Here is a 22264-nt window from a genome sequence, read left to right as displayed (position 1 = left end):
TCCCACGGCTGAACCGGATACTGACCTCGTGAGGCCGGCGCGCTCTCGAACCGTCGCGTTGCAGCGCGGACTGTCCATGGCCTTCACAGGATACGTCGTCAATGTCCACCAGCGACGAGAAACGGCTGATCAGAGACCCAGTAGCCGCACGGTCTGTCGGGTCGACGCGCTGCGCGGGTCGACGAAGGCGTCATGGCCCTCGCCCGGGACGACGATCAGTTCGGCGGACTGCCCTCGTGCCGTCACGGCCTCGACGTAACGGCGGCTCGACTCGACCGGGATGGCGGTGTCGTCCGCGGCGTGCAGCGCGACGACATGCGCCTCGAACGGCTCCTGGCACAGTGGGGACGCGTCGCGGTAGCGGTGCGGGATCTCGTCGGCCGGCCGGCCCATCAGTCCGCGGATCGACGGACGGTCCGCGCCCGCCTCCAGATCCAGGGCCGCCGACTGTGCGATGACCGTCGAGATCGCACACGTGTCGGTGCGCGCCCGCAGTTGGGACACCGACCATACGGCGAGTTGACCACCGGCGGAATGCCCGACGACGGCCACGGAACCCCAGTCGACCCGCTCGGCGACCTCGGCAGGCAGCGCCGCGGGCACCGGACCGTCGAGCGCACGGATGGCCGCGACGACGTCGCGTCCCGTCGTCGGCCATCCCCCACCCGGCTCGCCGACGCGCCGGTACTCGATGTTCCACACCACCGCGCCGCGCTCTGCGAACAGCCGCGCGATCGCGGTCTCGATGGTGAGCCCGAACTCCGTCGTCCAGTACCCACCGTGGATGAGCACCACGGGCCGCACCGACGCATCCGACGCAACTCCATCGACCGGGTGATAGACATGGCCGAATTGTGATGGCGCACTGCCGTATTCGATCTTGGTGCGATGCACCGCACACTTCTTCACCATGCACTCCAGGTCATGGGGTGGTCCACCGGTCGGTCAGCACGCCGATCGCACCCAACGCGACAGCGGCCGCGGTCGAGGTGCGCAGCACCTCGGGTCCCAGGATCACCGACGTCGCACCGAGCGCCGTGAGGTCGGCGATCTCCGTGTCGTCGAGGCCACCCTCGGGGCCGACCACCAAGACCACCTCCCCGGCGTCGGCGAGCGCGAGATCGCGCAGTGGGGTGGTGCCGTGTTCGTGGAGAACCGCGACGATCCCCCCGGACGCGATGACGTCGGCGCACATGGCGCGGACATCCGTGGTCGACGCCAGCGGCGCGATCTCCGGAATCCAGGAGCGCCGGCTCTGTTTCGCAGCTGCCGACGCTGCGGCCGTCCACTTCGCGATGCCCTTCTCGGATTTCCCGGACCACCGTGCCACGCAACGCGCGGCCTGCCAGGGCACGATCCGATCGGCACCGGCCTCGGTGGCCAGGTCGACGGCGAGTTCCGAACGTTCGGACTTGGGCAGCGCCTGCACCACCGTCACACGTGGGCGTGGCGGTTCGGCGTAGGCGTAGGTGTGGGCGTGCGCGACCAGCGTGTCCTTCGCGGTGATGGCGGTGACCTCGCAGTGGGCCGTCGAACCGTGCCCGTCGGCGAGGGTCAGTTCCTCGCCCACGGCGAGGCGTGTGACGGTCACCGCGTGGCGGCCTTCCGGCCCGGTGAGGGTGACGTCGGATCCGGCGCGCGGGACCTCGTCGAGCCAGAACAGAGGTGGACTCACGCGGGTGACCCGATCGTCAGCGCCCGGCGAAGGCGTTGCGCAGACGCGAGAAGAGCCCACCTGCTGCAGCGCCCGCCGACGAGACCACCTCGACGTGATCCTCGGACGCGTCACGGTACTGACGGAGCGCTTCGGTCTGTGCTGCGTCGAGCTTGGTCGGCACCACGACGTCGAGGTGTGCGTGCAGGTTGCCGCGAACCCCTGTGTTGAGGTGCGGCATGCCCTGGCCCCGCACCCTGACCACCTGTCCGGGTTGGGTCCCGGGGTTGATGGTGACGCGCGCCGTGCCACCGAGGATGGTGTCGACCTCGATCTCGCCACCGAGGGCGGCGTCGGCGATCGGCACACGGATCGTGCAGTGCAGGTCGTCCTTGTCACGCACGAACACATCGTGCTGGCGTTCGCCGACCTCGACGTACAGGTCGCCGGCGGGTCCTCCGCCTGCCCCGACCTCGCCCTGTCCGGAGAGGCGCACACGCATCCCGTTCTCGATACCGGCCGGGATCTTCACGGTCATCGTGCGACGCGACCGCACCCGGCCGTCGCCGCCGCACTTGCGGCACGGGTCGGGGATGATCTCGCCCACGCCGTGGCACGTCGGGCATTCACGGACGGTCATCACCTGACCGAGGAACGACCGCTGCACGGCCTGGATCTCGCCGGCACCCTTACAGGTGTCGCAGCTGATCGGCTTCGAATCCCCACTGGTCCCGGCGCCCTTGCACAGGTCGCACAGGATCGCGGTGTCGACGGTGATCTCCTTGTTGACGCCGGAGGCGCATTCCTCGAGATCGAGCTCGACCGCGACGAGCGCCGGCTCACCGGGCTGGACCCGACTACGCGGTCCGCGGCCCGAACCGAAACCGCCGCCACCGAAGCCGCCGCCACCGGAGCCGAAGAACGCCTCGAACACATCGCCGAGGCCGCCACCGGCGAATCCACCTCCGGCGAAGCCGCCCGCCCCGGCACCGGCGAGTGGATCGCCGCCGGCGTCGACGATGCGACGCTTCTCGGGATCCGTCAGCACCTCGTAGGCGGCGCTGACCTCTTTGAACCGTTCCTCTTCGCCCGGATTGACGTCAGGATGCAACTCACGCGCCTTCTTGCGATAAGCGCGCTTGATCTCCTGGTCGGTGGCGCCTTTGGCCACACCCAGGATTCCGTAGTAATCACGTGCCACAGTCGTCTCGGTCCTCTATCTCACTTCGTCTCACATGGGCGCGGGGTCGCGCGGCGCACAATCACACCCGGGCCGCTCGCCACGGCCGCACGGGTCAGCGATCGGCCAACACCTCGCCGACGTATTTGGCAACGGCTGCCACCGACGCGATTGTTCCCGGGTAGTCCATGCGTGTGGGGCCGACCACACCGACGCTGCCGAATACCGTGCCCGATGCACCGTACCCTGTCGAGACGACGGACGTGCCACGCAGGTTCTCGGTCTGGGTCTCTTCTCCGATCTGCACGGTGACCCGCCCCATACGTTGTGTGGCGGCGAGCAATTTCAACACCACCACCTGCTCTTCGAGTGCGTCGAGCACGGTATCCATGCCACCGACGACCGGTGCGAAGTCGGCCGCCGACCGCGCCAGATTGGACGTCCCGCCGAGCACCAGACGGTCGTCGCCGCGCTCCACCAGTGTCTCGACGAGCACGGTGGCCACCGTGATCACCACGTCGCGGATGTCGTCCGGCGCGTCGTTGGCGAGCTCGGCAACCGCGGCCGAGGCGGCCTCGAGGCGTTTGCCGTGCAAGGCCGCGGAGAACATGTCGCGCAGCCGGATGTAGTCGGCGTCGGCGAGATCTTCCGACAGTGCGACCATCCGTTGCTCGACGCGCCCGGTGTCGGTGATCACGACGAGCAACAGGCGCGAGGGCGAGAGCGAGACGACCTCGAGGTGACGGACGGTCGCCGTGGACAGCACCGGGTACTGGATGACCGCGACCTGACGAGTCAGCTGTGCGAGAAGTTTGACCGACCGGCGCAGCACGTCGTCGAGGTCAACGCCGGAATCGAGAACGGACAGGATCGCCCGGCGTTCGGCCGTCGACAGGGGTTTGACCTCACTGATCCGGTCGACGAACATCCGGTAGCCCTTGTCGGTCGGGACGCGTCCCGAACTGGTGTGGGGCTGGGCAATGTATCCCTCGGCCTCGAGCACCGCCATGTCGTTGCGGACCGTGGCGCTGGACACGCCGAGTTGGTGGCGCTCGACGATGGCCTTGGACCCGATGGGTTCCTGCGTGTCGACGAAGTCCGTGACGATCGCACGCAGGATCTCGAACCGCCGATCATCCGTACTCGACACGTGACACCTCCCGGTTCACCGACTCTGCCATACAGTAGGTCACATCCATCTTACGAACCGCTGCGCGGAAGCCACATCATCCGCGTGGTCGCGCCGGACTCAGGAAGTGCTCGATGATCTTCAAGGGGGTGCGGGAGGGGAAGCCCTATCCCGACCACGGGTTGTCTGCGCGCGCCTGGGCCAAGATCCCGCCCCGGCAATTCCGCCTCGACGAACTCACCACAGTGACCACGGTGCTGGCGCTCGACAGATTGCTCAGCGAGGACTCCACCTTCTACGGCGACCTGTTCTCGCACGTCGTCCGCTGGCGGGGCGACCTCTACCTCGAGGACGGTCTGCATCGGGCCGTGCGCTCGGCGCTACGGAACAGGCACATCATCCACGCCCGGATGCTCGATCTCGATGAGCTCGATCTGGAGCCGGGGTCGGAGTTCATCGAAGGTCAGGTCGACACCGAGCGCCTTCCGGCACCGGGTCGTGTTCCCAATCCGGGAGCACATCGCCGCTCGGCTCGCAGTACCGGCTGGACCCTGCCGCCGTCGGACCCGTCGGCCCCCGAATGGTGACGATCGGCGCCGGACCCGGGTGACGTCCTAACTCGCGACGAGGATCTCGCGCACCACGCGATCGGCGAGCAGTCGACCCGAATCGGTGAGCACGAGGCGCGCTCCGACGCTGCCCACATGCTCGAGCAGACCATCGGCGACAAACTCCGCCGCCCGTCGGTACTCCTCGGGAGACAACTCCTCGACGGCCAGCCCGGAGCGGCAGCGTGCGGTCAGCATCACCGATTCGAGATGTCGGTCCTCCTCGGTCAGCATCTCGTGCCCGGCGATCGGAAGTTGTTCGGCGGCAAGCGAATCGGCGTAGCGAGCCGGATGCTTGAGGTTCCACCACCGCACACCGTTCACGTGCGAGTGCGCGCCCGGACCTATCCCCCACCAGTCGTGGCTGTACCAGTAGGCGAGGTTGTGACGGCACTCGCCCGGCGTCGTGCGCGCCCAATTCGACACCTCGTACCAGTCGAAGCCGTCGGCGCGCAGCCGGTCGTCGAGGATTCGGTAGCGATCGGCGAGGACGTCGTCGTCGGGTGCCGGTAGCTCACCTCTGCGGATCCGTCGGGCCAGCGCGGTCCCGTCCTCGACGATGAGTGCGTACGCGGACACGTGGTCGACCGAGGTGGAGAGCACGGCGTCGACGCTTGCGTGCAGGTCCTCGTCGGTCTCACCAGGCGTGCCGTAGATCAGGTCGAGGTTGACATGTGCGAACCCGGCGGCCGTCGCCTCTCGGGCCGCGGCGACCGCACGCCCCGGCGTGTGGGTCCGATCAAGGGTGGCCAGGACGTGGGGGGCCGCCGACTGCATACCGAGCGAGATCCGGGTGAAGCCGGCACGCAGCAGCCCGTCGAAGAATTCCGGCGAGGTGGATTCCGGGTTGGATTCGGTGGTGACCTCGGCGTCGTCGGTGAGGTCGAAGTTGTCCCGGACCGACTGCAGGAGTCGCCCGAGACCGTCTGCACCGAGCAACGACGGTGTGCCGCCACCGACGAAGACCGTCGACACCGGACGGCTCGGATTCAGCAGTCGCGCAGCACTTCTCAACTCCCGGTCGACAGCCTCCTGCCAGGACTCCGGGGACGACGAGCTGCCCAGTTCGCCGGCTGTGTAGGTGTTGAAGTCGCAGTACCCGCACCGCGTCGCACAGAAGGGGACGTGAAGGTAGAGACCGAGCGGAGTCGCGGGGTCGACGGCACCACAGGCGTCGCCGACGACGCCGTAGACATCCACCTCGCTGTCGACCTGCACACCTCCATCATGCGCGCCGACCGTCGTGTGATCAGCACCACGTCGCGGAAGGTCACGATCGGGAACCGAAGCACGGCCGGACTGATCCGAACCCCGGGAATACCACCCGCCCCGGATGCCTTGACTCCAACAAGTAGGAAGCGCAAGCCGGGTTTGCCTCACGGTGAGGCAAAATAAACCCAAGTAGACGAGTCAAGGGTGATCGTGGCACTATGAACGACGTGACTTCCCCAGGGGTGTGGCTCGCAGCTCGACGCCACATTGATCTCAAGCGCGTCTGCAGCGCATTCTGTCGTCCTTAGACGACGTGTCCCCCTGTCGTCCCACGACGACGGTCGGCCCAGAGAAGTCCCCGCTCATCGCGGGTATGCCGGCACGTTTCCAGCCCACCTTTCGTGACTGCTGACGTGCGTGCGCGTCGGCGCAGGAGACTTCATGACGTCCACCACCGACGATCTTTCCGTGACCACCTCTGACGCGGCCGCAAGTGAGCCGGCGAACGGGGATGGTCCCGCAACCCGGACCAAGCCCGCGGCGCGCGGCGAGCGTCCGGCCCGCAAGGCGCGGCCCACCAAGCGTCGGGCCGAAGGTCAGTGGAAGCTCGGCTATCGCGAGCCGCTGAACCCCAACGAGCAGGTCAAGAAGGACGACAACCCGCTCAACGTCCGGGCGCGGATCGAGAACATCTACTCCAAGCAGGGTTTCGACTCGATCGACAAGCAGGATCTGCGTGGCCGCATGCGCTGGTGGGGTCTCTACACCCAGCGCAAAGAGGGTTACGACGGCACCTGGACCGGCGACGAGAACATCGACATCCTCGAGGACAACCACTTCATGATGCGCATCCGCTGCGACGCGGGCGCGCTGAACGTGGCGCAGTTGCGGACGCTGGGGCAGATCTCGACCGAGTTCGCCCGCGACACCGCGGACCTGTCGGACCGCGAGAACGTGCAGTACCACTGGATCCGCATCGAGGACGTCCCGACGATCTGGGAACGGATCGAAGGCGTGGGCCTCAAGACCACCGAGGCCTGCGGCGACTGCCCTCGCGTCGTGCTCGGCTCCCCGTTGGCCGGCGACGCCGTCGACGAGGTGCTCGACCCGACTCCCGCGATCGACGAGATCGTGCGCCGCTACATCGGCGATCCGCAGTACTCGAACCTGCCCCGCAAGTTCAAGACGGCGATCTCCGGCCTGCAGGACGTCTCTCACGAGACCAACGACATCGCATTCATCGGAGTGGACCATCCCGAACACGGCCCCGGTCTCGACCTGTGGGTTGGTGGCGGTCTGTCCACCAATCCGATGCTGGCGCAACGGGTCGGCGCATGGATTCCGCTCGACGAGGTCCCGGATGTGTGGGAGGGCGTCGTCTCGATCTTCCGTGACTACGGCTACCGTCGCCTGCGCGCCAAGGCCCGCCTGAAGTTCCTCATCAAGGACTGGGGCATCGAGAAGTTCCGTCAGGTGCTCGAGGACGAATACCTGGGCCGCAAGCTGATCGACGGCCCCGCCCCGCAGCCGCTGACCCGCCCCCGCGACCACGTCGGCGTGCAGCGACTCAAGAACGGTCTGAACTCCGTCGGATTCGCCGCCATCGCGGGCCGCGTCTCCGGCACCATTCTCACCGCCGTCGCCGACGCCGCCGAGCGTGCCGGGTCCGACCGCATCCGCTTCACGCCGTACCAGAAGCTGGTGGTGCTCGACATCCCCGACGACAAGGTCGAGCAGATCATCTCCGAGGTCGGCGCGCTCGGACTGTCGGCGCGTCCGTCCAACTGGCGACAGAACCTGATGGCGTGCAGCGGGATCGAGTTCTGCAAGCTGTCGTTCACCGAGACCCGTAAGCGTTCCCAGCGGCTCGTGCCCGAGCTCGAGGAGCGTCTGGCCGACATCAACTCGGCCCTCGACGTCCCGATCACCGTCAACATCAACGGATGCCCGAACTCCTGCGCGCGCTCGCAGGTGGCCGACATCGGCTTCAAGGGTCAGCTCGTCGAGGACGAGGACGGCAATCAGACCGACGGTTTCCAGGTGCATCTCGGCGGCAGCCTGGGGCAGGACTCCGGTTTCGGCCGGAAGCTGCGCCAGCACAAGGTCCTCTCGACCGAGCTCGGCGATTACATCGACCGCGTCGTGCGGAACTACGTGGACCAGCGAGATCAAGGAGAGCGGTTCGCACAGTGGGCCGTTCGTGCTGATGAGGAGGCACTGCGATGACCGCGTCAACATCTGCAACCACCGGGCGCCGGCATACCGAATCCGAGTTGCGTGCGATCGCGGAGAAGGGCGCCCGGGACCTCGGTGCCGACGCGACCCCGGAAGAACTGATCCGCTGGACCGCGGAGAACTTCGGCGACAACTTCGTCGTCGCGTCGAACATGCAGGACGCGGCCCTCGTCGATCTGGCCGTCAAGCACGTCGACCGTGAGCTGCTGGACGGATCGCCGGTCAAGGTGTTGTTCCTCGACACCGGTTATCACTTCGCCGAGACCATCGGCACACGCGACGCGGTCGAGCAGGTCTACGGCGTCGAGATGGTCAACCTGACCCCGGAGCACTCCGTCGCTCAACAGGATGAGCTGTTGGGGCGCAACCTGTTCGCGAGCGATCCCGGTGAATGCTGCCGGCTGCGCAAGGTCGTCCCGCTCAAGGCGGGACTGCAGCCCTACGACGCGTGGATCACCGGTATCCGTCGCGTCGAGGCTCCGACCCGCGCGAACGCGCCGCTCATCTCCTTCGACGAGGGCTTCGGGCTGGTGAAGATCAACCCGATCGCCGCGTGGTCCGACGAGACCATGCAGGACTACATCGACAGCAAAGGGGTGCTGGTCAATCCGTTGGTCGACGACGGCTATCCGTCGATCGGCTGCGCGCCGTGCACCGTCAAACCCGAACCCGGATCCGATCCGCGCAGTGGCCGTTGGGCCGGTCGCGCCAAGACAGAATGTGGGCTGCACGCATGACCATCGCCGATACGACTGCCAACTCCGCCGCGGCCGCTGCCGTCGTCGACACCGCGGACGACTTCAGCACTCTCGACGCCCTCGAGTCGGAGGCGATCCACATCTTCCGTGAGGTCGCAGGCGAGTTCGAGCGCCCGGTGATCCTCTTCTCCGGCGGCAAGGACTCGACGGTCCTGTTGCACGTTGCGCTCAAGGCCTTCTGGCCCGCTCCCCTGCCGTTCGCGCTGTTGCACGTCGACACGGGACACAACCTGCCCGAGGTGCTCGAGTTCCGCGACCAGGTCGTCGAGCGGTACAACCTCCGGCTGCACGTCGCCAAGGTCGAGGACTATCTGGCCGACGGCCGGCTGACCGAACGTCCCGACGGTGTCCGCAACCCGCTGCAGACCATCCCGCTGCTCGACGCGATCACCGAGAACCGCTTCGACGCGGTCTTCGGCGGTGGTCGTCGCGACGAGGAGCGGTCGCGCGCCAAGGAGCGGATCTTCTCCCTGCGCAACGCTTTCGGACAGTGGGACCCGAAGCGGCAGCGTCCGGAGCTCTGGAACCTCTACAACGGCCGGCACGCGCCGGGCGAGCACGTCCGCGTGTTCCCGCTGTCCAACTGGACCGAGCTCGACGTGTGGCGCTACATCGCCCGTGAGCAGGTGTTGCTGCCGCAGATCTATTACGCCCACCAGCGCGACGTGTTCCTCCGCGACGGCATGTGGATGACCCCCGGGCCGTGGGGCGGTCCGCGCGAGGGTGAGGAGCTGCAACGACTTTCGGTGCGCTACCGCACTGTCGGGGACGGCTCGTCCACCGGCGCGGTCCTCTCCGATGCCGCCGACAACGACGCCGTCCTCGACGAGGTCGCCGCCTCCCGGCTGACCGAACGTGGTGCCACCCGCGGTGATGACCGCGTCTCCGAGGCCGCCATGGAAGACCGCAAACGCGAAGGATACTTCTGATGAGCTCGATCCACCACCACGCTCCGGACCTGCTGCGCATCGCGACCGCGGGCAGTGTGGACGACGGTAAGTCGACCCTCGTCGGACGGTTGCTCTACGACACCAAATCGGTACTCGCCGACCAGATCGACGCCGTCACGAAGGCGTCGGTGGATCGCGGCCTCGAGGGCCCGGACCTGTCGTTGCTCGTCGACGGCCTGCGCGCCGAGCGTGAACAGGGCATCACCATCGATGTCGCGTACCGCTACTTCGCCACGCCCGCACGATCATTCGTCCTCGCCGACACCCCCGGGCACGTGCAGTACACCCGCAACACCGTCTCCGGTGCGTCCACCGCACAACTGGTGATCCTGCTGGTCGATGCGCGCAACGGTGTGGTCTCCCAGACCCGACGTCACGCCGCGGTCATGGCCCTCCTCGGTGTGCCGCAGCTCGTGCTGGCCGTCAACAAGATCGACCTCGTCGAGGATGCGGCGTCGGTGTACGCGGAGATCTCGGCCGAGTTCGCCGAACTGACCCGGTCCCTCGGCTGGTCGGCAGAACAGGTCATCTCGATCCCGGTGTCGGCGCTCAACGGCGACAACGTGGCCACCCGTTCGGAGAACACGTCGTTCTACGACGGCCCCACTCTCATCGAGCATCTCGAGACCGTGCCGAACCTGACCGACCGCAAGCAGGTCGGTTTGCGATTCCCGGTCCAGTACGTGATCCGCCCGCGGACGCCGGAGTTCCCCGACTACCGGGGGTATGCCGGCCAGATCGCGGCCGGCCGGGTGTCGGTCGGCGACGAAGTGGTGATCCTGCCGTCCGGCACGCGCACCACGGTCAGCCAGATCGACACCGCCGACGGACAACTCGCCACCGCGCACACCGGCCGCAGCGTGACGATCCTGCTCTCCGACGACGTCGATGCCTCACGCGGTGACCTCATCGCGAGCGCGGTCGACGCCCCGGAGCCGGTGCAGCAGTTCAGCGCAACCGTCTGTTGGCTCGCCGAGAAGGCACTGCGCCCCGGCGCACGGCTACTCCTCAAGCACGGCACCAAGACGACGCAGGCCATCGTCGGGTCACTCGAGGTGCTCTTCGACGAGCAGAACCTGTCGCTGGTGGACGCGCCGGACACCGTCGAGCTGAACCAGATCGGACGCATCGCGATCCAGACCGCAGAGCCGATCGCCGCCGACGACTATCAGGTCAACCGCGAGTCGGGCAGCTTCCTGCTGATCGATCCGCAGGGCGGCAACACCCTCGGTGCCGGCCTCGTCGGGGACGCGTTGGAGAATCTGCATCTGACCGCGGCACCCGAACTCGTCTGAGCCGGTTCGGTTCCCCGGTGCTCCCCACCCTGCTGCTCGTCGCACACGGCAGTCGCGACGCACGTTTCCCGGCGACCGCCGGGCGTGTGCGCGACGCCGTGGCCGATGCGCTGCCCGGTGCCGACGTGCGGTTGTCCTACCTGGATCTCAACGAGCCGTTGGTCGGGGACACGCTCGACGAGGTGACCGGGGACTGTGTGGTGGTGCCGCTGCTGTTCGCGGCGGGCTATCACCAGAAGGTCGATCTCCCCGCGATCGTCGCCGCGCACGAACGACCCGGGCGGGCGATCATGCAGGCCGATGTCATCGGCGAGTTCCCGCTCGCATCGGCGCTGGCCGACCGCCTGCGCGAGGCAGGCGTGAATGCCGCCGACGGCCGGACCGGCATCGTGCTCAGCGCGGTCGGATCGTCGGACCCGAGCGCCGATCAGCATGTCCGGCGTCGCGCGATCGAGTTGTCGACGCTGCTGAACCGCCCCGTCGAAGTGGTGTTCGCGACCAAACTCGGCCCTCGCGAACATCGGCTGCGCTCCGCGATCCGACGACTGCGCGCGGCCGGCGCACAGCGAATCGCGGTCAGTCCCTACTTCTTGTCCGCGGGACTGCTCACCGAACGGGTGGAAGCCGCCCTTGATGACCACGCACCGGGCTCCCTGGTGGCCGGGCCGTTGGGTGCACACCGCGACATCGTGGACGCGGTGTGCCACCACTACTGGGCTGCGGCGTCTGCCGACCGCCCCACCGTTCAGGAGTCGGCAACCACGGTTTCGGTCAACGCGGCGACCTTCGTCGCCCGGGCGTAGATCGTCTCCCCCGCCTGCAGATTCAGCGCGTTGGCGTCCCCGCGGGTGATCTGCGCCTGGAACTCGTCGCCGGTGGCGGCGGAGATCAGCTCCACCCGGGTCTCGAAGCCCAGGTTCACCACCCGGGCCACGGTCGCCTTGATGACGCCCGTGTCGAGTGACGCATCCGCGGCAGGCAACGCCAACTCCGGATTGCGACCGATCCGGATGTCGTGCGGACGCACGAGTTCTCCGTTGAGACGAACGGTGGAACCGAGGAACGAGGCGACGAACTCGTTCGCCGGGCGATCGTAGAGGTCGTCGGGCGAACCGACCTGCTCGATGCGTCCCTTGTTCAGCACCGCGATGCGATCGCTGACGTCGAGCGCTTCCTGCTGGTCGTGGGTGACCAGAACCGTCGTCACGTTGACGTCTTCGTGCAAGCGGCGCAACCACTTTCGCAGATCCTCGCGCACCTTGGCGTCGAGGGCGCCGAACGGCTCGTCGAGGAGCAACACCTGTGGGTCGACGGCCAGCGCCCGTGCCAGCGCCATCCGCTGACGCTGACCGCCGGACAACTGGGCGGGAAACCGCTTCTGGAACACGGTGAGTCCGACGATCTCGAGAAGCTCATCGACCTTGGCATCGACCTCGGCCTTGGGACGCTTGCGGATCTTCAGACCGAACGCGATGTTGTCCCGGACGTTCAGATGCTTGAACGCGGCGTAGTGCTGGAACACGAACCCGATGTCGCGCTTCTGCGGAGCAGCGCCGGACACATCGTTGCCGCTGATGATGACAGTGCCGGAGTCGAGACTGTCCAGGCCCGCGATCGCCCGTAGCAGTGTCGATTTGCCGGAGCCCGACGGTCCGAGGAGCGAGGTCAGCGAGCCCGCCGGGATGTCGATCGACACGTCGTCGAGCGCCGCGAAATCGCCGTACCGTTTGTTTGCGCCGATAACCGAGATGGACATGTCACACGCCTTCCTTGTGGTGCACGAGCTGCTGGGCATCGATGGATCGGGGTCCGTGCGGAGGGGTGAGGTCGGCCTCGACCTCGGTCGCCTCGGTGCTGCCCGCGTAGGTGGTGCTCGCCTCCGCGTAGCGGCCCTTGGCCCGACGTTCGACGAGGGTCATCGCGACGAGCACCAGGATCGCGACGAACATCAGCAGCGTCGCCGCGGCGTAGGCACCGAATTCGTTGTAGTCGTCGGTGTAGCGCGAGTTGACCAGCAACGTGAGCGTCTGCGAGATCCCCGGGAAGTTCGACGACACCATCGTGACGGCCCCGTACTCGCCCAGGGCGCGGGCCACCGTCAGGACGATGCCGTAAGTAAGGCCCCAGCGGATCGCCGGGAGCGTGATCCGGCTGAATGTCTGCCACCCGTTGGCGCCGAGGGTCGCCGCCGCCTGTTCCTGTTCGGTGCCGATCTCCCGCAGCACGGGCTCGACCTCACGCACCACGAACGGGAGGGTGACGAAGAGTGTGGCGAGGACGAGTCCGGGGAATCCGAAGATGATCCGGAAGCCGGTGCTCTCGATGCCGCCGAACCAACCGCCGTAGCCCCACAGCAGGATCAGGGCGACACCCGCGACCACCGGCGAGACCGCGAAGGGCAGATCCACCACGGCTTGCAGGAAACCCTTGCCACGGAACCGGCCGCGTACCAGCGCCAGAGCGGTGACGATGCCGAAGATCACGTTGAGCGGCACGACGATCACCACGATCAGCAGGCTCAATTGGAGCGCCGCGATGGCGGCGGGCGTGGTGATCCACTCCCAGAACTGGCCGAGGCCGTGCTCGAACGACCGCCAGAAGATCAGCCCGACCGGCACGATCAGCAGGATGAACAGGTAGATCAGCGCAATTGTCCGGAGCGTGTACCGGGTGAAAGGTGAGACCTTCATCGATCCTGTCCTTCCCGCACGGATTGACGTCGGCCGACCACCCGCAGGATGAGCAGCGCGACAAACGCGATGAGCAGCAACATCACCGAGACCGCGGCGGCATTCACCGGTTCGTCGATCTCGATCTGCTGCTGGATGTACTGGGAGGCGACCTGGGTGTCGCCGGGAATGTTTCCACCGATGAGCACGACCGAGCCGAACTCGCCGATGGCCCGGGTGAACGCCAGTCCCGCACCCGTCAGGATCGCCGGCAGGAGCGCAGGCAACACGATCTTGGTCCAGGTCACCCAGTTGCTCGCCCCGAGCACGGCCGCGGCCTCCTCGACGTCGGTGTCGAGTTCGATGAGCACCGGCTGGACCTGACGTACCACGAACGGAAGGGTGACGAACGTCAGCGCGATCACCAGCGCGGGTTTGGTCGCGTTGAGCTGGATGTCGATCGGGCTGTTGGGTCCGTACAGCGACAGCAGCACGAGGCTGGCGACGATGGTCGGGAGTGCGAACGGCAGATCGATGATGGCATTGACGAATCCCTTGCCGGGGAACTCGTCACGGACCAGGACCCAGGCGATGAGCGTGCCGAACACGACATTGATCAAGGCGACCACGACGGACACCAGCACGGTGATCCACAGTGCGTCCAGTGCATTCGGGTCACTGACGGCATCCCAGAATCCACCCCAGCCGTCGGTGAAGGCCTGGACGGTGATCGCGGCCAGCGGCAGCAGCACGATCACGCTCAGCCACAACCAGGCCACCCCGACCCCGAGCGGCGACACACCGCTGAATGTCCGTGACCTGCCGAGGAATCCCCCGGGCGGGTTCGGATGATCCACCGTCTGCGTGCTCATTGCCGCCCTCCCGAGTTGTAGATCTTGGTGATGTCGCCCTTGGCGCCGAACAGCGCGCTGTCGACGGCTTTCCAGCCGGTGAGATCCTTGCCGTCGTTCTTCGCCGCGGTGCCCTCACCGAGCACCGCACCGAGTTCCTTGATCGTCCACAGCTTGGCGATGTCCCCGGGGAATTCGCCTGCGGTCTGCGCGACGATGTCCGGGAGTACCGGGCGGAAGCCCTCGCTCGCCCACAGTCGCTGCGCCTCCGGCGTGAACAGGAAGTCGACGAACGCCTTGGCGCCGGCCTTGTCGGTGGACGTGTTGACGACGGCGACCGGGTTCTCGATCTTGAAGGTCTGTGGCGGGATCACGTACTCGACCTGCTGATCCGCCGGCGACGTCGCGTTCGCGCGGTCGAGCATGATCGCCTCGTTCTCGTAGCTGATCAGCACGTCACCCTGCCCCTGCTCGAAGGCGGTGGTCGCCTCGCGACCCGACTTGGGCACCACGGTCACGTGATCGCGGACGAGCTCGGCGACATAGTCGAGACCGGCCGCAGAATCCCGGCCACCGTTGCTCTTGGCCGCGTACGGGGCGAGGAGATTCCACTTCGCGGATCCGGAGCTGCCCGGATTGGGGGTCACCACCTGGACACCGGGTTTGAGGAGGTCATCCCAGTCCCGGATGTTCTTCGGGTTGCCCTTGCGGACCACCAGCGCCACCACGGACCCGAACGGGGTGCTGTTGTTGGGCGCCTGCTTCTTCCAGTCCTCGTCGACGACACCCTCTTTCACCAGACGGGTGATGTCGGGCTCGACGGAGAAGTTGACCACGTCGGCGGGCACGCGCCGGGCCACCTTGCGGGACTGATCACCCGAGGCGCCGTAGGACTGGGAGAACCCGATGTCGTGTCCGGCCTCGGTCGCCCGGAACGCCGGGATGATCACGTCGTAGCCCGGCTTGGGCACCGCATAGGCGACCAGATTCAGGTGCCTGCTGCCGCTGGAGATGTCCGCACCGCCGGGTTCGTCCGTCGAACCCGCGCCACAGGCCGTCACGCTCGTGAGCGCCATCAGCACGACTGCCGCCGCCACGACGGCACGCCACCTCTGCACAACCACGGATCTCGCCACGCAATCCTCCCGGCCCTCACGCACGGCTGCCGGACCGGCCGGGACTCCCCCGACCCTCACGACACCACCTTGAACGGGTAAACGCTAGCAATGGCCAGAGCGGGCCCTGCGCACGTCAAGCCCGTGATTTGGGTCCGTGCGGTCGCTGTGCTATCGGGTCAGAACCCATGCGAGAAGGACCAACAGGATGAGGGCGATCAGGGCGAGGGTGACTCGGGAACGGATCATCGCTCAGAGGCCTGTTCCGTCGTCATCGGCGAAGCGACGTCGGTCGAAGATCGTCGAGACGGTGTCGACCAGCAGATTGAGGGCGGCAGCCACCAGCACCGCCAGCGGGATCACCACGATGAGGGTCATGATCAGCTGCGGCACGAACGAGAGTCCGGTCAGCCATTCCTCCACGCCGTCCCACCAGGAACTCACCGACGTCACGTCTCACCTCACCTCATACTTCGCCCGAATCGGACACGGACCACAATTTGACTCAGCTTGAATTAAAAGTGCGCCTGTCCCGATCGCTGTCGAGTGGCGACAACAGATGCACCTCGCAATGATATAGCCATGACTCCTCCGGAAGACGCCGCCGTCACCGCGCTACCCACTGCGAGCTCGGCCCCCGACCCGGAGGCGGGACCGGTGGACCCGGAGGCGATGGCGTTCTCACCTGCGACGTCGAGCCAGAACGCCTTCCCCCGATCGGGGACTACGCGTTCCTCTCCGACACCGAGACGAACTGTCTGATCTCCCGGAACGGTTCCGTCGAGTGGATGTGCGTGCCGCGCCCGGACTCGCCGAGCGTGTTCGGCGCGATCCTCGACCGCAGCGCCGGGCATTTCCGGTTGGCGCCGTACGGGGTCAACGTGCCGGTGGACCGTCGGTATCTGCCCGGCAGTCTGATGGTGGAGACCACCTGGCAGACCGAGACCGGCTGGATCGTGGTGCGCGACGCCCTGGTGATGGGCCCGTGGCACGACAACGACCGCCGCTCGACGACGCACCGCCGCACACCCACCGATTGGGATGCCGAGCACATCCTGTTGCGCACGGTTCGCTGTGTGTCGGGCACCGTCGAACTCTCGATGAGTTGCGAACCCGCCTTCGACTATCACCGCGGCAACACCGTCTGGGAGTACTCCGGACCGGCGTACGGCGAGGCGATCGCCACCGGTACCAACACGACGACTCCCAGTCCCACGCTGAAGATGACCACCGATCTGCGGTTGGGACTCGAGGGCCGCGAGGCGCGCGCCCGCACCCGACTCGTCGAGGGCGACGACCGATTCGTCGCGTTGACCTGGTCGAGTCAACCGGCGCCGCAGAACTTCGAGGAGGCGGCGCAGAAGATGTGGGCCACCTCGGAGTGCTGGAGGCAGTGGATCAACATCGGCACCTTCCCCGACCACCCGTGGCGCAGCCATCTGCAGCGATCGGCACTCACCCTCAAGGGCCTCACCTACTCCCCGACCGGCGCGCTGCTCGCCGCCGCCACCACATCGCTGCCCGAAACCCCCGGAGGCGAACGCAACTGGGATTACCGGTATGCGTGGGTGCGCGATTCGACGTTCGCGCTGTGGGGCCTCTACACGCTCGGACTCGATCGGGAGGCGAACGACTTCTTCTCGTTCATCGCCGACGTGTCCGGGGTGACCAACTCCGAGCATCATCCGCTTCAGGTGATGTACGGCGTCGGCGGCGAACGGACACTCGAGGAACACGAACTGAACCATCTCTCCGGCTACGACGGCGCCCGGCCGGTCCGGATCGGCAACGGCGCGTATAACCAAGCGCAGCACGATATCTGGGGCACCATGCTCGACTCGGTGTACCTGAACACCAAGTCCAACGAGGCGGTGCCCGAGACCCTGTGGCCGGTCCTCAAGGCGCAGGTCGAGGAGGCCGTGAAGAACTGGCGCAAGCCCGACCGCGGTATCTGGGAGGTGCGCGGCGAACCGAAGCACTTCACGTCGTCGAAGGTCATGTGTTGGGTCGCACTCGATCGCGGTTCCCGGTTGGCGGCGCTGCACGGCGAGAAGTCCTACGCCAGGACGTGGTCCGAGATCGCCGACGAGATCCGCGAGGACATCCTCGCGAACGGCGTCAACCAGCGCGGCGTGTTCACCCAGCGGTACGGCGACGACGCTCTGGACGCGTCACTGCTGCTGGTGCCGTTGCTGCGGTTCCTGCCGTCGGATGACCACCGGGTGCGGAACACGGTCCTCGCCATCGCCGACGAACTCACCGACAACGGACTGGTGCTGCGCTACCGGGTCGAGGAGACCGACGACGGCCTCTCGGGCGAGGAGGGCACCTTCACCATCTGCTCGTTCTGGCTGGTGTCGGCGCTCGTCGAGATCGGTGAGCTACCCCGCGCCAAGACGCTGTGCGAGCGGCTGCTCTCGTTCTCCAGTCCGCTCAAATTGTATGCCGAGGAGATCGACGCCAAGACCGGGCAGCATCTGGGCAACTTCCCGCAGGCGTTCACCCACCTGGCACTGATCAACGCGGTCATGCACGTGATCCGCGCCGAGGAGGCCGCCAGCCACGGCACGTTCCAGCCGGCCCATCACTGAGCGGCCGTCACCGGACCGCGTTCAGCTGCTGACGGCGCCGAGTCCCCGGCGCGTCAGCAGCGGCCCGATCTCGGCCTTGCGTCCGATCAGCTTCTCATGTGCGACAAGCGGATCGACGCTGTCGCCCCGAGACAGGGTGGCCTCGGCGAAACGCTGACCGGCGGACCGCTGCAGACCCCCCTCGGCGAGGAACCACTGCTCGGTCTCCGCGTCGAGTACTTCCGACCAGATGTACGAGTAATAGCCGGCCGAGTATCCCCCACCGAAGATGTGGTTGAAGTACGCACTGCGGTAGCGCGGCGGGATGAGGTCGCCGACGAAACCCGCCGACCGCAACGCGTCGCGCTCGAACGCCTCGACGTCGTCGACGGTGTCATCCGCGCTGAGGCGGTGCCACGCGAGGTCGAGAACTGCCGCGGCCAGGTACTCGATGGTGCCGTGAGCGCTCTCGGTGTTGGCCGATGCGCGCGCCGCCTCGGCGAGCTCCGCCGGAATCGGTTCGCCCGTCACGTGATGGCGCGCGTAGTGCGACAACACATCCGGATGCAGCGCCCACATCTCGTTGACCTGCGACGGGAACTCGACGAAATCGCGGGGCACCGACGTCCCCGACTGGGACGGATAGTCGACCGCCGACAGCAGCCCGTGCAGGGCATGCCCGAACTCGTGGAACAGGGTCGTCAGCTGATCCATGGTGAGCAGACAGTGCTCACCCTCATCGGGTTTCGTGAGATTGAGGACGTTGACCACGATCGGCTGCGTCGCCAACACCGCCGACTGGTCGACGATGTTGTTCATCCATGCGCCGCCCCGTTTGGACGGCCGCGCGAAGTAATCACCGAGGAACAGTCCGATGCTGCGCCCGCTGTCGTTGAGGACATCCCACACACGGACGTCGGGGTGGTAGCCCGCCAGATCGCGTCGTTCGGCGAAGCGCAGCCCGTACAGCTTGCCCGCGGCATGGAACACACCGCGTTCCAGCACGGCATCGAGTTCGCAGTAGTCGGCGAAATCATCAAGTGACACAGCCGATGTCGACCGCTTCTCCCGGTTCAGCCAGAAGGTCAGGTCGGCGGCACCGATCTCCTCGTCGGCCAGGCGGGTCAGTCGGGTCAGTTCCCGGCCACCGGCCCGGATCGCCGACGCGGTGAGTTCGCCCAGCAGGTCGAGCACCGCCGACGGATTCGGTGCCGTCTCCTCGGCGATCACGTACTCGGCGTGGTCGGTGTACCCGAGCAACCGCGCCCGCTCCGCACGCAGCCCGACGATCTCGAGAACCAGCGCACGCGTGTCATGCGAATTACCCCGCGAGCACCGGCCCACCGAGGCGTCGAAAACCCGTTGCCGCACACCGCGATCGGTCAGGGACGTCAACACCGACTGACTCGTCGGCAGTTCCAGCGTGATGAGATATCCGGCCCCGCGACCGGCATCGGCCGCGGCCCGCCGCGCCGCGGCGATCTCCCCGGCCGAGAGACCGTCGAGGTCCGCGACGTCCTCCACGAAGACGGCCGATTCGTTCGTGTCGTCGAGGATCATCTGCGAGAACGTCGTGGTGAGGTAGGCCAGGCGGGACGAGATCCGGCGCATCCGTTCCTGCTCCTCGGGCCCCAGACCCGCGCCCGCCCGAACCGCCTCGCGATATCGCTTGGCCAGCAGGCGGTCCTGCGCCTCGGTGAGGTCCAGCTCCGTCCGGCGTCCGTAGAGGTCGGCGATCCGCCCGAACAGCCTCGCGTCCATCGCAATGGTGTTCGCGTGGTCGGTGAGCAGCGTGGACAGCTTCTGCGAGATCTCGTTGCGCTGCGGGTTGGTGTCCGGTCCGACGAGGTTGAAGAACACTCCGGCAGCCCGCGCGAGGTCACGCCCGGACAGCTCCAGGGCTTCGATCGTGTTGGCGAAGGTGGCGGGCCGCCCGTCGCCGGCGATGGTCTCCACCTCCGCGAGTTGGGTGTCCATCGCCTCGGCGAAAGCGGGCAGGAAATCGTCATCGCCGATCGATGCGAAATCGGGCAGTCCGTGCGGCAGGTCACTCGGCGCGAGAACGGGATTCACCATCGTCATTTCCCCTTCGGCTTGTCGCCGACCGCGTCGGTGGACAGTGCGGCCACGAAGGCCTCCTGAGGAACCTCGACGCGACCGATGGTCTTCATCCGCTTCTTGCCCTCCTTCTGCTTCTCGAGGAGCTTGCGCTTACGGCTGATGTCACCGCCGTAACACTTGGCGAGCACGTCCTTTCGGATCGCCCGGATGTTCTCGCGCGCAATGATCTTCGAGCCGATGGCAGCCTGCACCGGCACCTCGAACTGTTGCCGCGGGATCAGTTCCTTGAGCTTGGTGGACATCTTGTTGCCATATGCGTAGGCGGCGTCGCGGTGGACGATCGCGCTGAACGCGTCGACGGCCTCACCCTGCAGCAGGATGTCGACCTTGACCAGATCGGCCTCCTGCTCACCCGCCTCCTCGTAGTCGAGACTCGCATAACCGCGGGTCCGGGACTTGAGTGCATCGAAGAAGTCGAAGATGATCTCGGCCATCGGCAACGTGTAGCGAAGCTCGACACGGGTCTCCGACAGGTAGTCCATGCCGCCGAGTTCGCCGCGTCGGGACTGGCAGAGTTCCATGATCGCGCCGATGAACTCACTGGGCGCGATGACCGTCGTCTTCACGATCGGTTCGTAGATGTGGCGGGCCTTCCCGTCGGGCCAGTCCGACGGATTGGTCACGATGTGCTCGGTACCGTCTTCCATCACCACGCGGTAGACCACGTTGGGGGCGGTCGAGATGAGTTCGAGGTTGAACTCGCGCTCGAGCCGCTCGCGGGTGATCTCCATGTGCAGCAACCCGAGGAAGCCGCAGCGGAAACCGAAGCCGAGCGCCACCGAGGTCTCGGGCTCGTATGTCAGCGCGGCATCGTTCAACTGCAGCTTGTCGAGCGCCTCACGCAGCACCGGGTAATCGGATCCGTCCATCGGATACAGCCCGGAGTAGACCATGGGACGCGGTTCGCGATACCCGGTGAGCGCCTCGGTGGCGCCGTGGCGGGCCGTCGTGACCGTGTCACCGACCTTCGACTGGCGGACATCCTTGACGCCGGTGATCAGATAGCCGACCTCACCGACCCCGAGCCCCTTCGTCGGCTTCGGCTCCGGTGAGACGATGCCCACCTCGAGCAGTTCGTGCGTCGCTCCCGTCGACATCATCGCGATCTTCTCGCGCGGCACGATCCGGCCGTCGACCACGCGGACGTAGGTGACGACGCCGCGGTAGGTGTCGTAGACGGAGTCGAAGATCATGGCGCGGGCCGGCGCATCCGCATCGCCCACGGGCGGCGGGATCAACTTGACCACCTCGTCGAGCAGCTCCCCCACACCCGCACCGGTCTTGCCGGAGACGCGCAGCACGTCATCGGCCTCACAGCCGATGATGTGCGCGATCTCGGCGGCGTAGCGGTCCGGATCGGCCGCCGGCAGGTCGATCTTGTTCAGCACGGGGATGATGGTCAGGTCGTTGTCCATCGCCAGGTAGAGATTCGCGAGGGTCTGCGCCTCGATGCCCTGTGCGGCGTCGACCAGCAGAACCGCCCCCTCGCACGCCTCGAGGGCACGGGAGACCTCATAGGTGAAGTCGACGTGGCCGGGGGTGTCGATGAGGTGCATGACGTAGTCGGTGGTCACGCCGTCGGTGGTCACCTGCCAGGGCAGACGCACGTTCTGGGCCTTGATGGTGATCCCGCGTTCACGCTCGATGTCCATCCGGTCGAGGTACTGCGCGCGCATCTGTCGTTCCTCGACCACACCCGTGAGCTGCAACATCCGGTCGGCCAGGGTCGATTTTCCGTGGTCGATGTGAGCGATGATGCAGAAGTTCCGGATCCGCGCGGGGTCGGTGAAGGTGGTGTCGGCGAAATTGGGAATCGAACTGCTCCTCGAACGTGCGGCACTGACGTGTCAGACGGGGTCGGCGGTCGGGTGACCGCGTTGTCCATACCAGTTTCTCATGAGTGACCGCACCCCCGTC

18 protein-coding genes and 1 pseudogene are annotated in these 22264 nt (G+C 66.8%); 7 read left to right on the top strand and 12 right to left on the bottom strand.

Annotation, left to right across the window (positions count from 1 at the left end; all coding sequences use genetic code 11):
* Window positions 1–129 precede the first annotated feature (129 nt).
* The 4 genes from D7316_RS00525 to hrcA form a co-directional block, all read right to left on the bottom strand.
* Window positions 130–912, bottom strand: coding sequence for an alpha/beta hydrolase family protein (locus tag D7316_RS00525; protein WP_197718157.1), 783 nt, complete (start codon window positions 910–912; stop codon window positions 130–132).
* 10 nt (window positions 913–922) lie between these two features.
* Entirely contained in the window at window positions 923–1675 is a 753-nt protein-coding gene (locus tag D7316_RS00520; RefSeq protein ID WP_124706573.1) for a 16S rRNA (uracil(1498)-N(3))-methyltransferase, read from the bottom strand.
* A gap of 16 nt (window positions 1676–1691) precedes the next feature.
* Window positions 1692–2855 (bottom strand): molecular chaperone DnaJ, encoded by a 1164-nt coding sequence (dnaJ, locus tag D7316_RS00515; RefSeq protein ID WP_124706572.1) that lies wholly within the window; start codon window positions 2853–2855, stop codon window positions 1692–1694.
* A gap of 94 nt (window positions 2856–2949) precedes the next feature.
* Window positions 2950–3984, bottom strand: a complete 1035-nt coding sequence (hrcA, locus tag D7316_RS00510; RefSeq protein WP_124706571.1) for a heat-inducible transcriptional repressor HrcA — start codon at window positions 3982–3984, stop codon at window positions 2950–2952.
* A 113-nt stretch (window positions 3985–4097) separates the two neighbouring features.
* On the opposite strand from hrcA, the gene D7316_RS00505 reads away from it, so the two are divergent.
* Window positions 4098–4550 (top strand): type II toxin-antitoxin system VapB family antitoxin, encoded by a 453-nt coding sequence (locus tag D7316_RS00505; protein WP_124706570.1) that lies wholly within the window; start codon window positions 4098–4100, stop codon window positions 4548–4550.
* A 27-nt stretch (window positions 4551–4577) separates the two neighbouring features.
* On the opposite strand, the gene hemW is transcribed toward D7316_RS00505, so the two are convergent.
* Window positions 4578–5789 (bottom strand): radical SAM family heme chaperone HemW, encoded by a 1212-nt coding sequence (hemW, locus tag D7316_RS00500; RefSeq protein WP_124706569.1) that lies wholly within the window; start codon window positions 5787–5789, stop codon window positions 4578–4580.
* 435 nt (window positions 5790–6224) lie between these two features.
* Here hemW and D7316_RS00495 point away from each other — a divergent pair, with 435 nt between their 5' ends.
* Genes D7316_RS00495 through D7316_RS00475 form a run of 5 tightly spaced genes read left to right on the top strand, consistent with a single transcriptional unit; the run spans window position 6225 to window position 11824 of the window.
* The gene (locus D7316_RS00495) at window positions 6225–8009 is read left to right on the top strand and encodes a nitrite/sulfite reductase (RefSeq protein WP_124706568.1); all 1785 of its coding nucleotides are present in this window, start codon (window positions 6225–6227) and stop codon (window positions 8007–8009) included.
* Window positions 8006–8755: a phosphoadenylyl-sulfate reductase gene (locus D7316_RS00490; RefSeq protein WP_124706567.1), complete on the top strand. Its 750-nt coding sequence runs from the start codon at window positions 8006–8008 to the stop codon at window positions 8753–8755. The genes D7316_RS00495 and D7316_RS00490 overlap by 4 nt, the downstream gene beginning before the upstream one ends.
* Complete coding sequence (gene cysD / locus D7316_RS00485; RefSeq protein WP_408609954.1) at window positions 8737–9705, top strand: sulfate adenylyltransferase subunit CysD; 969 nt, start codon at window positions 8737–8739, stop codon at window positions 9703–9705. The genes D7316_RS00490 and cysD overlap by 19 nt, the downstream gene beginning before the upstream one ends.
* The gene (locus tag D7316_RS00480) at window positions 9705–11021 is read left to right on the top strand and encodes a sulfate adenylyltransferase subunit 1 (RefSeq protein ID WP_124706565.1); all 1317 of its coding nucleotides are present in this window, start codon (window positions 9705–9707) and stop codon (window positions 11019–11021) included. The genes cysD and D7316_RS00480 overlap by 1 nt, the downstream gene beginning before the upstream one ends.
* A 17-nt stretch (window positions 11022–11038) precedes the next feature.
* Window positions 11039–11824: a sirohydrochlorin chelatase gene (locus tag D7316_RS00475; RefSeq protein WP_124706564.1), complete on the top strand. Its 786-nt coding sequence runs from the start codon at window positions 11039–11041 to the stop codon at window positions 11822–11824.
* Here D7316_RS00475 and D7316_RS00470 read toward each other — a convergent pair.
* The 5 genes from D7316_RS00470 to D7316_RS00450 form a co-directional block, all read right to left on the bottom strand.
* A complete protein-coding gene (locus D7316_RS00470; protein ID WP_124706563.1) occupies window positions 11767–12777 on the bottom strand; it encodes a sulfate/molybdate ABC transporter ATP-binding protein in 1011 nt (336 codons plus the stop codon). The two genes, D7316_RS00475 and D7316_RS00470, sit on opposite strands and share 58 nt — an antisense overlap.
* 1 nt (window position 12778) lies before the next feature.
* Window positions 12779–13711, bottom strand: a complete 933-nt coding sequence (gene cysW, locus D7316_RS00465; RefSeq protein WP_124706562.1) for a sulfate ABC transporter permease subunit CysW — start codon at window positions 13709–13711, stop codon at window positions 12779–12781.
* Window positions 13708–14562 carry a sulfate ABC transporter permease subunit CysT gene (gene cysT, locus D7316_RS00460; RefSeq protein ID WP_124706561.1) on the bottom strand — a complete coding sequence of 285 codons (855 nt, stop codon included), beginning with the start codon at window positions 14560–14562 and terminating at the stop codon, window positions 13708–13710. The genes cysW and cysT overlap by 4 nt, the downstream gene beginning before the upstream one ends.
* Window positions 14559–15617 (bottom strand): sulfate ABC transporter substrate-binding protein, encoded by a 1059-nt coding sequence (locus D7316_RS00455; RefSeq protein ID WP_124711005.1) that lies wholly within the window; start codon window positions 15615–15617, stop codon window positions 14559–14561. The genes cysT and D7316_RS00455 overlap by 4 nt, the downstream gene beginning before the upstream one ends.
* Window positions 15618–15908: 291 nt before the next feature.
* A complete protein-coding gene (locus D7316_RS00450; RefSeq protein ID WP_124706560.1) occupies window positions 15909–16109 on the bottom strand; it encodes a hypothetical protein in 201 nt (66 codons plus the stop codon).
* 219 nt (window positions 16110–16328) lie between these two features.
* Here D7316_RS00450 and D7316_RS00445 point away from each other — a divergent pair.
* Window positions 16329–18247 (top strand): annotated as a pseudogene (locus D7316_RS00445) (glycoside hydrolase family 15 protein).
* Between the two features lie 21 nt (window positions 18248–18268).
* Here the strand turns inward: D7316_RS00445 and D7316_RS00440 are convergent.
* A complete protein-coding gene (locus tag D7316_RS00440; protein WP_408609953.1) occupies window positions 18269–20302 on the bottom strand; it encodes a M3 family metallopeptidase in 2034 nt (677 codons plus the stop codon).
* 2 nt (window positions 20303–20304) lie between these two features.
* Complete coding sequence (gene lepA / locus D7316_RS00435; RefSeq protein ID WP_232017106.1) at window positions 20305–22119, bottom strand: translation elongation factor 4; 1815 nt, start codon at window positions 22117–22119, stop codon at window positions 20305–20307.
* Window positions 22120–22264 lie beyond the last annotated feature (145 nt).

This window comes from Gordonia insulae, assembly GCF_003855095.1.
GTDB classification, from domain to species: Bacteria; Actinomycetota; Actinomycetes; order Mycobacteriales; family Mycobacteriaceae; genus Gordonia; species Gordonia insulae.
This window is presented reverse-complemented; position numbering and strand designations above follow the sequence as displayed.

Coding starts and splice junctions, on each gene's coding strand:
- D7316_RS00525 (WP_197718157.1), bottom strand. CDS start 912: ATGGTGAAGAAGTGTGCGGTGCATCGCACCAAGATCGAATACGGCAGT.
- D7316_RS00505 (WP_124706570.1), top strand. CDS start 4,098: ATGATCTTCAAGGGGGTGCGGGAGGGGAAGCCCTATCCCGACCACGGG.
- D7316_RS00495 (WP_124706568.1), top strand. CDS start 6,225: ATGACGTCCACCACCGACGATCTTTCCGTGACCACCTCTGACGCGGCC.
- D7316_RS00490 (WP_124706567.1), top strand. CDS start 8,006: ATGACCGCGTCAACATCTGCAACCACCGGGCGCCGGCATACCGAATCC.
- cysD (WP_408609954.1), top strand. CDS start 8,737: ATGTGGGCTGCACGCATGACCATCGCCGATACGACTGCCAACTCCGCC.
- D7316_RS00480 (WP_124706565.1), top strand. CDS start 9,705: ATGAGCTCGATCCACCACCACGCTCCGGACCTGCTGCGCATCGCGACC.
- D7316_RS00470 (WP_124706563.1), bottom strand. CDS start 12,777: ATGTCCATCTCGGTTATCGGCGCAAACAAACGGTACGGCGATTTCGCG.
- cysW (WP_124706562.1), bottom strand. CDS start 13,711: ATGAAGGTCTCACCTTTCACCCGGTACACGCTCCGGACAATTGCGCTG.
- cysT (WP_124706561.1), bottom strand. CDS start 14,562: ATGAGCACGCAGACGGTGGATCATCCGAACCCGCCCGGGGGATTCCTC.
- D7316_RS00455 (WP_124711005.1), bottom strand. CDS start 15,617: ATGGCGCTCACGAGCGTGACGGCCTGTGGCGCGGGTTCGACGGACGAA.
- D7316_RS00440 (WP_408609953.1), bottom strand. CDS start 20,302: ATGGTGAATCCCGTTCTCGCGCCGAGTGACCTGCCGCACGGACTGCCC.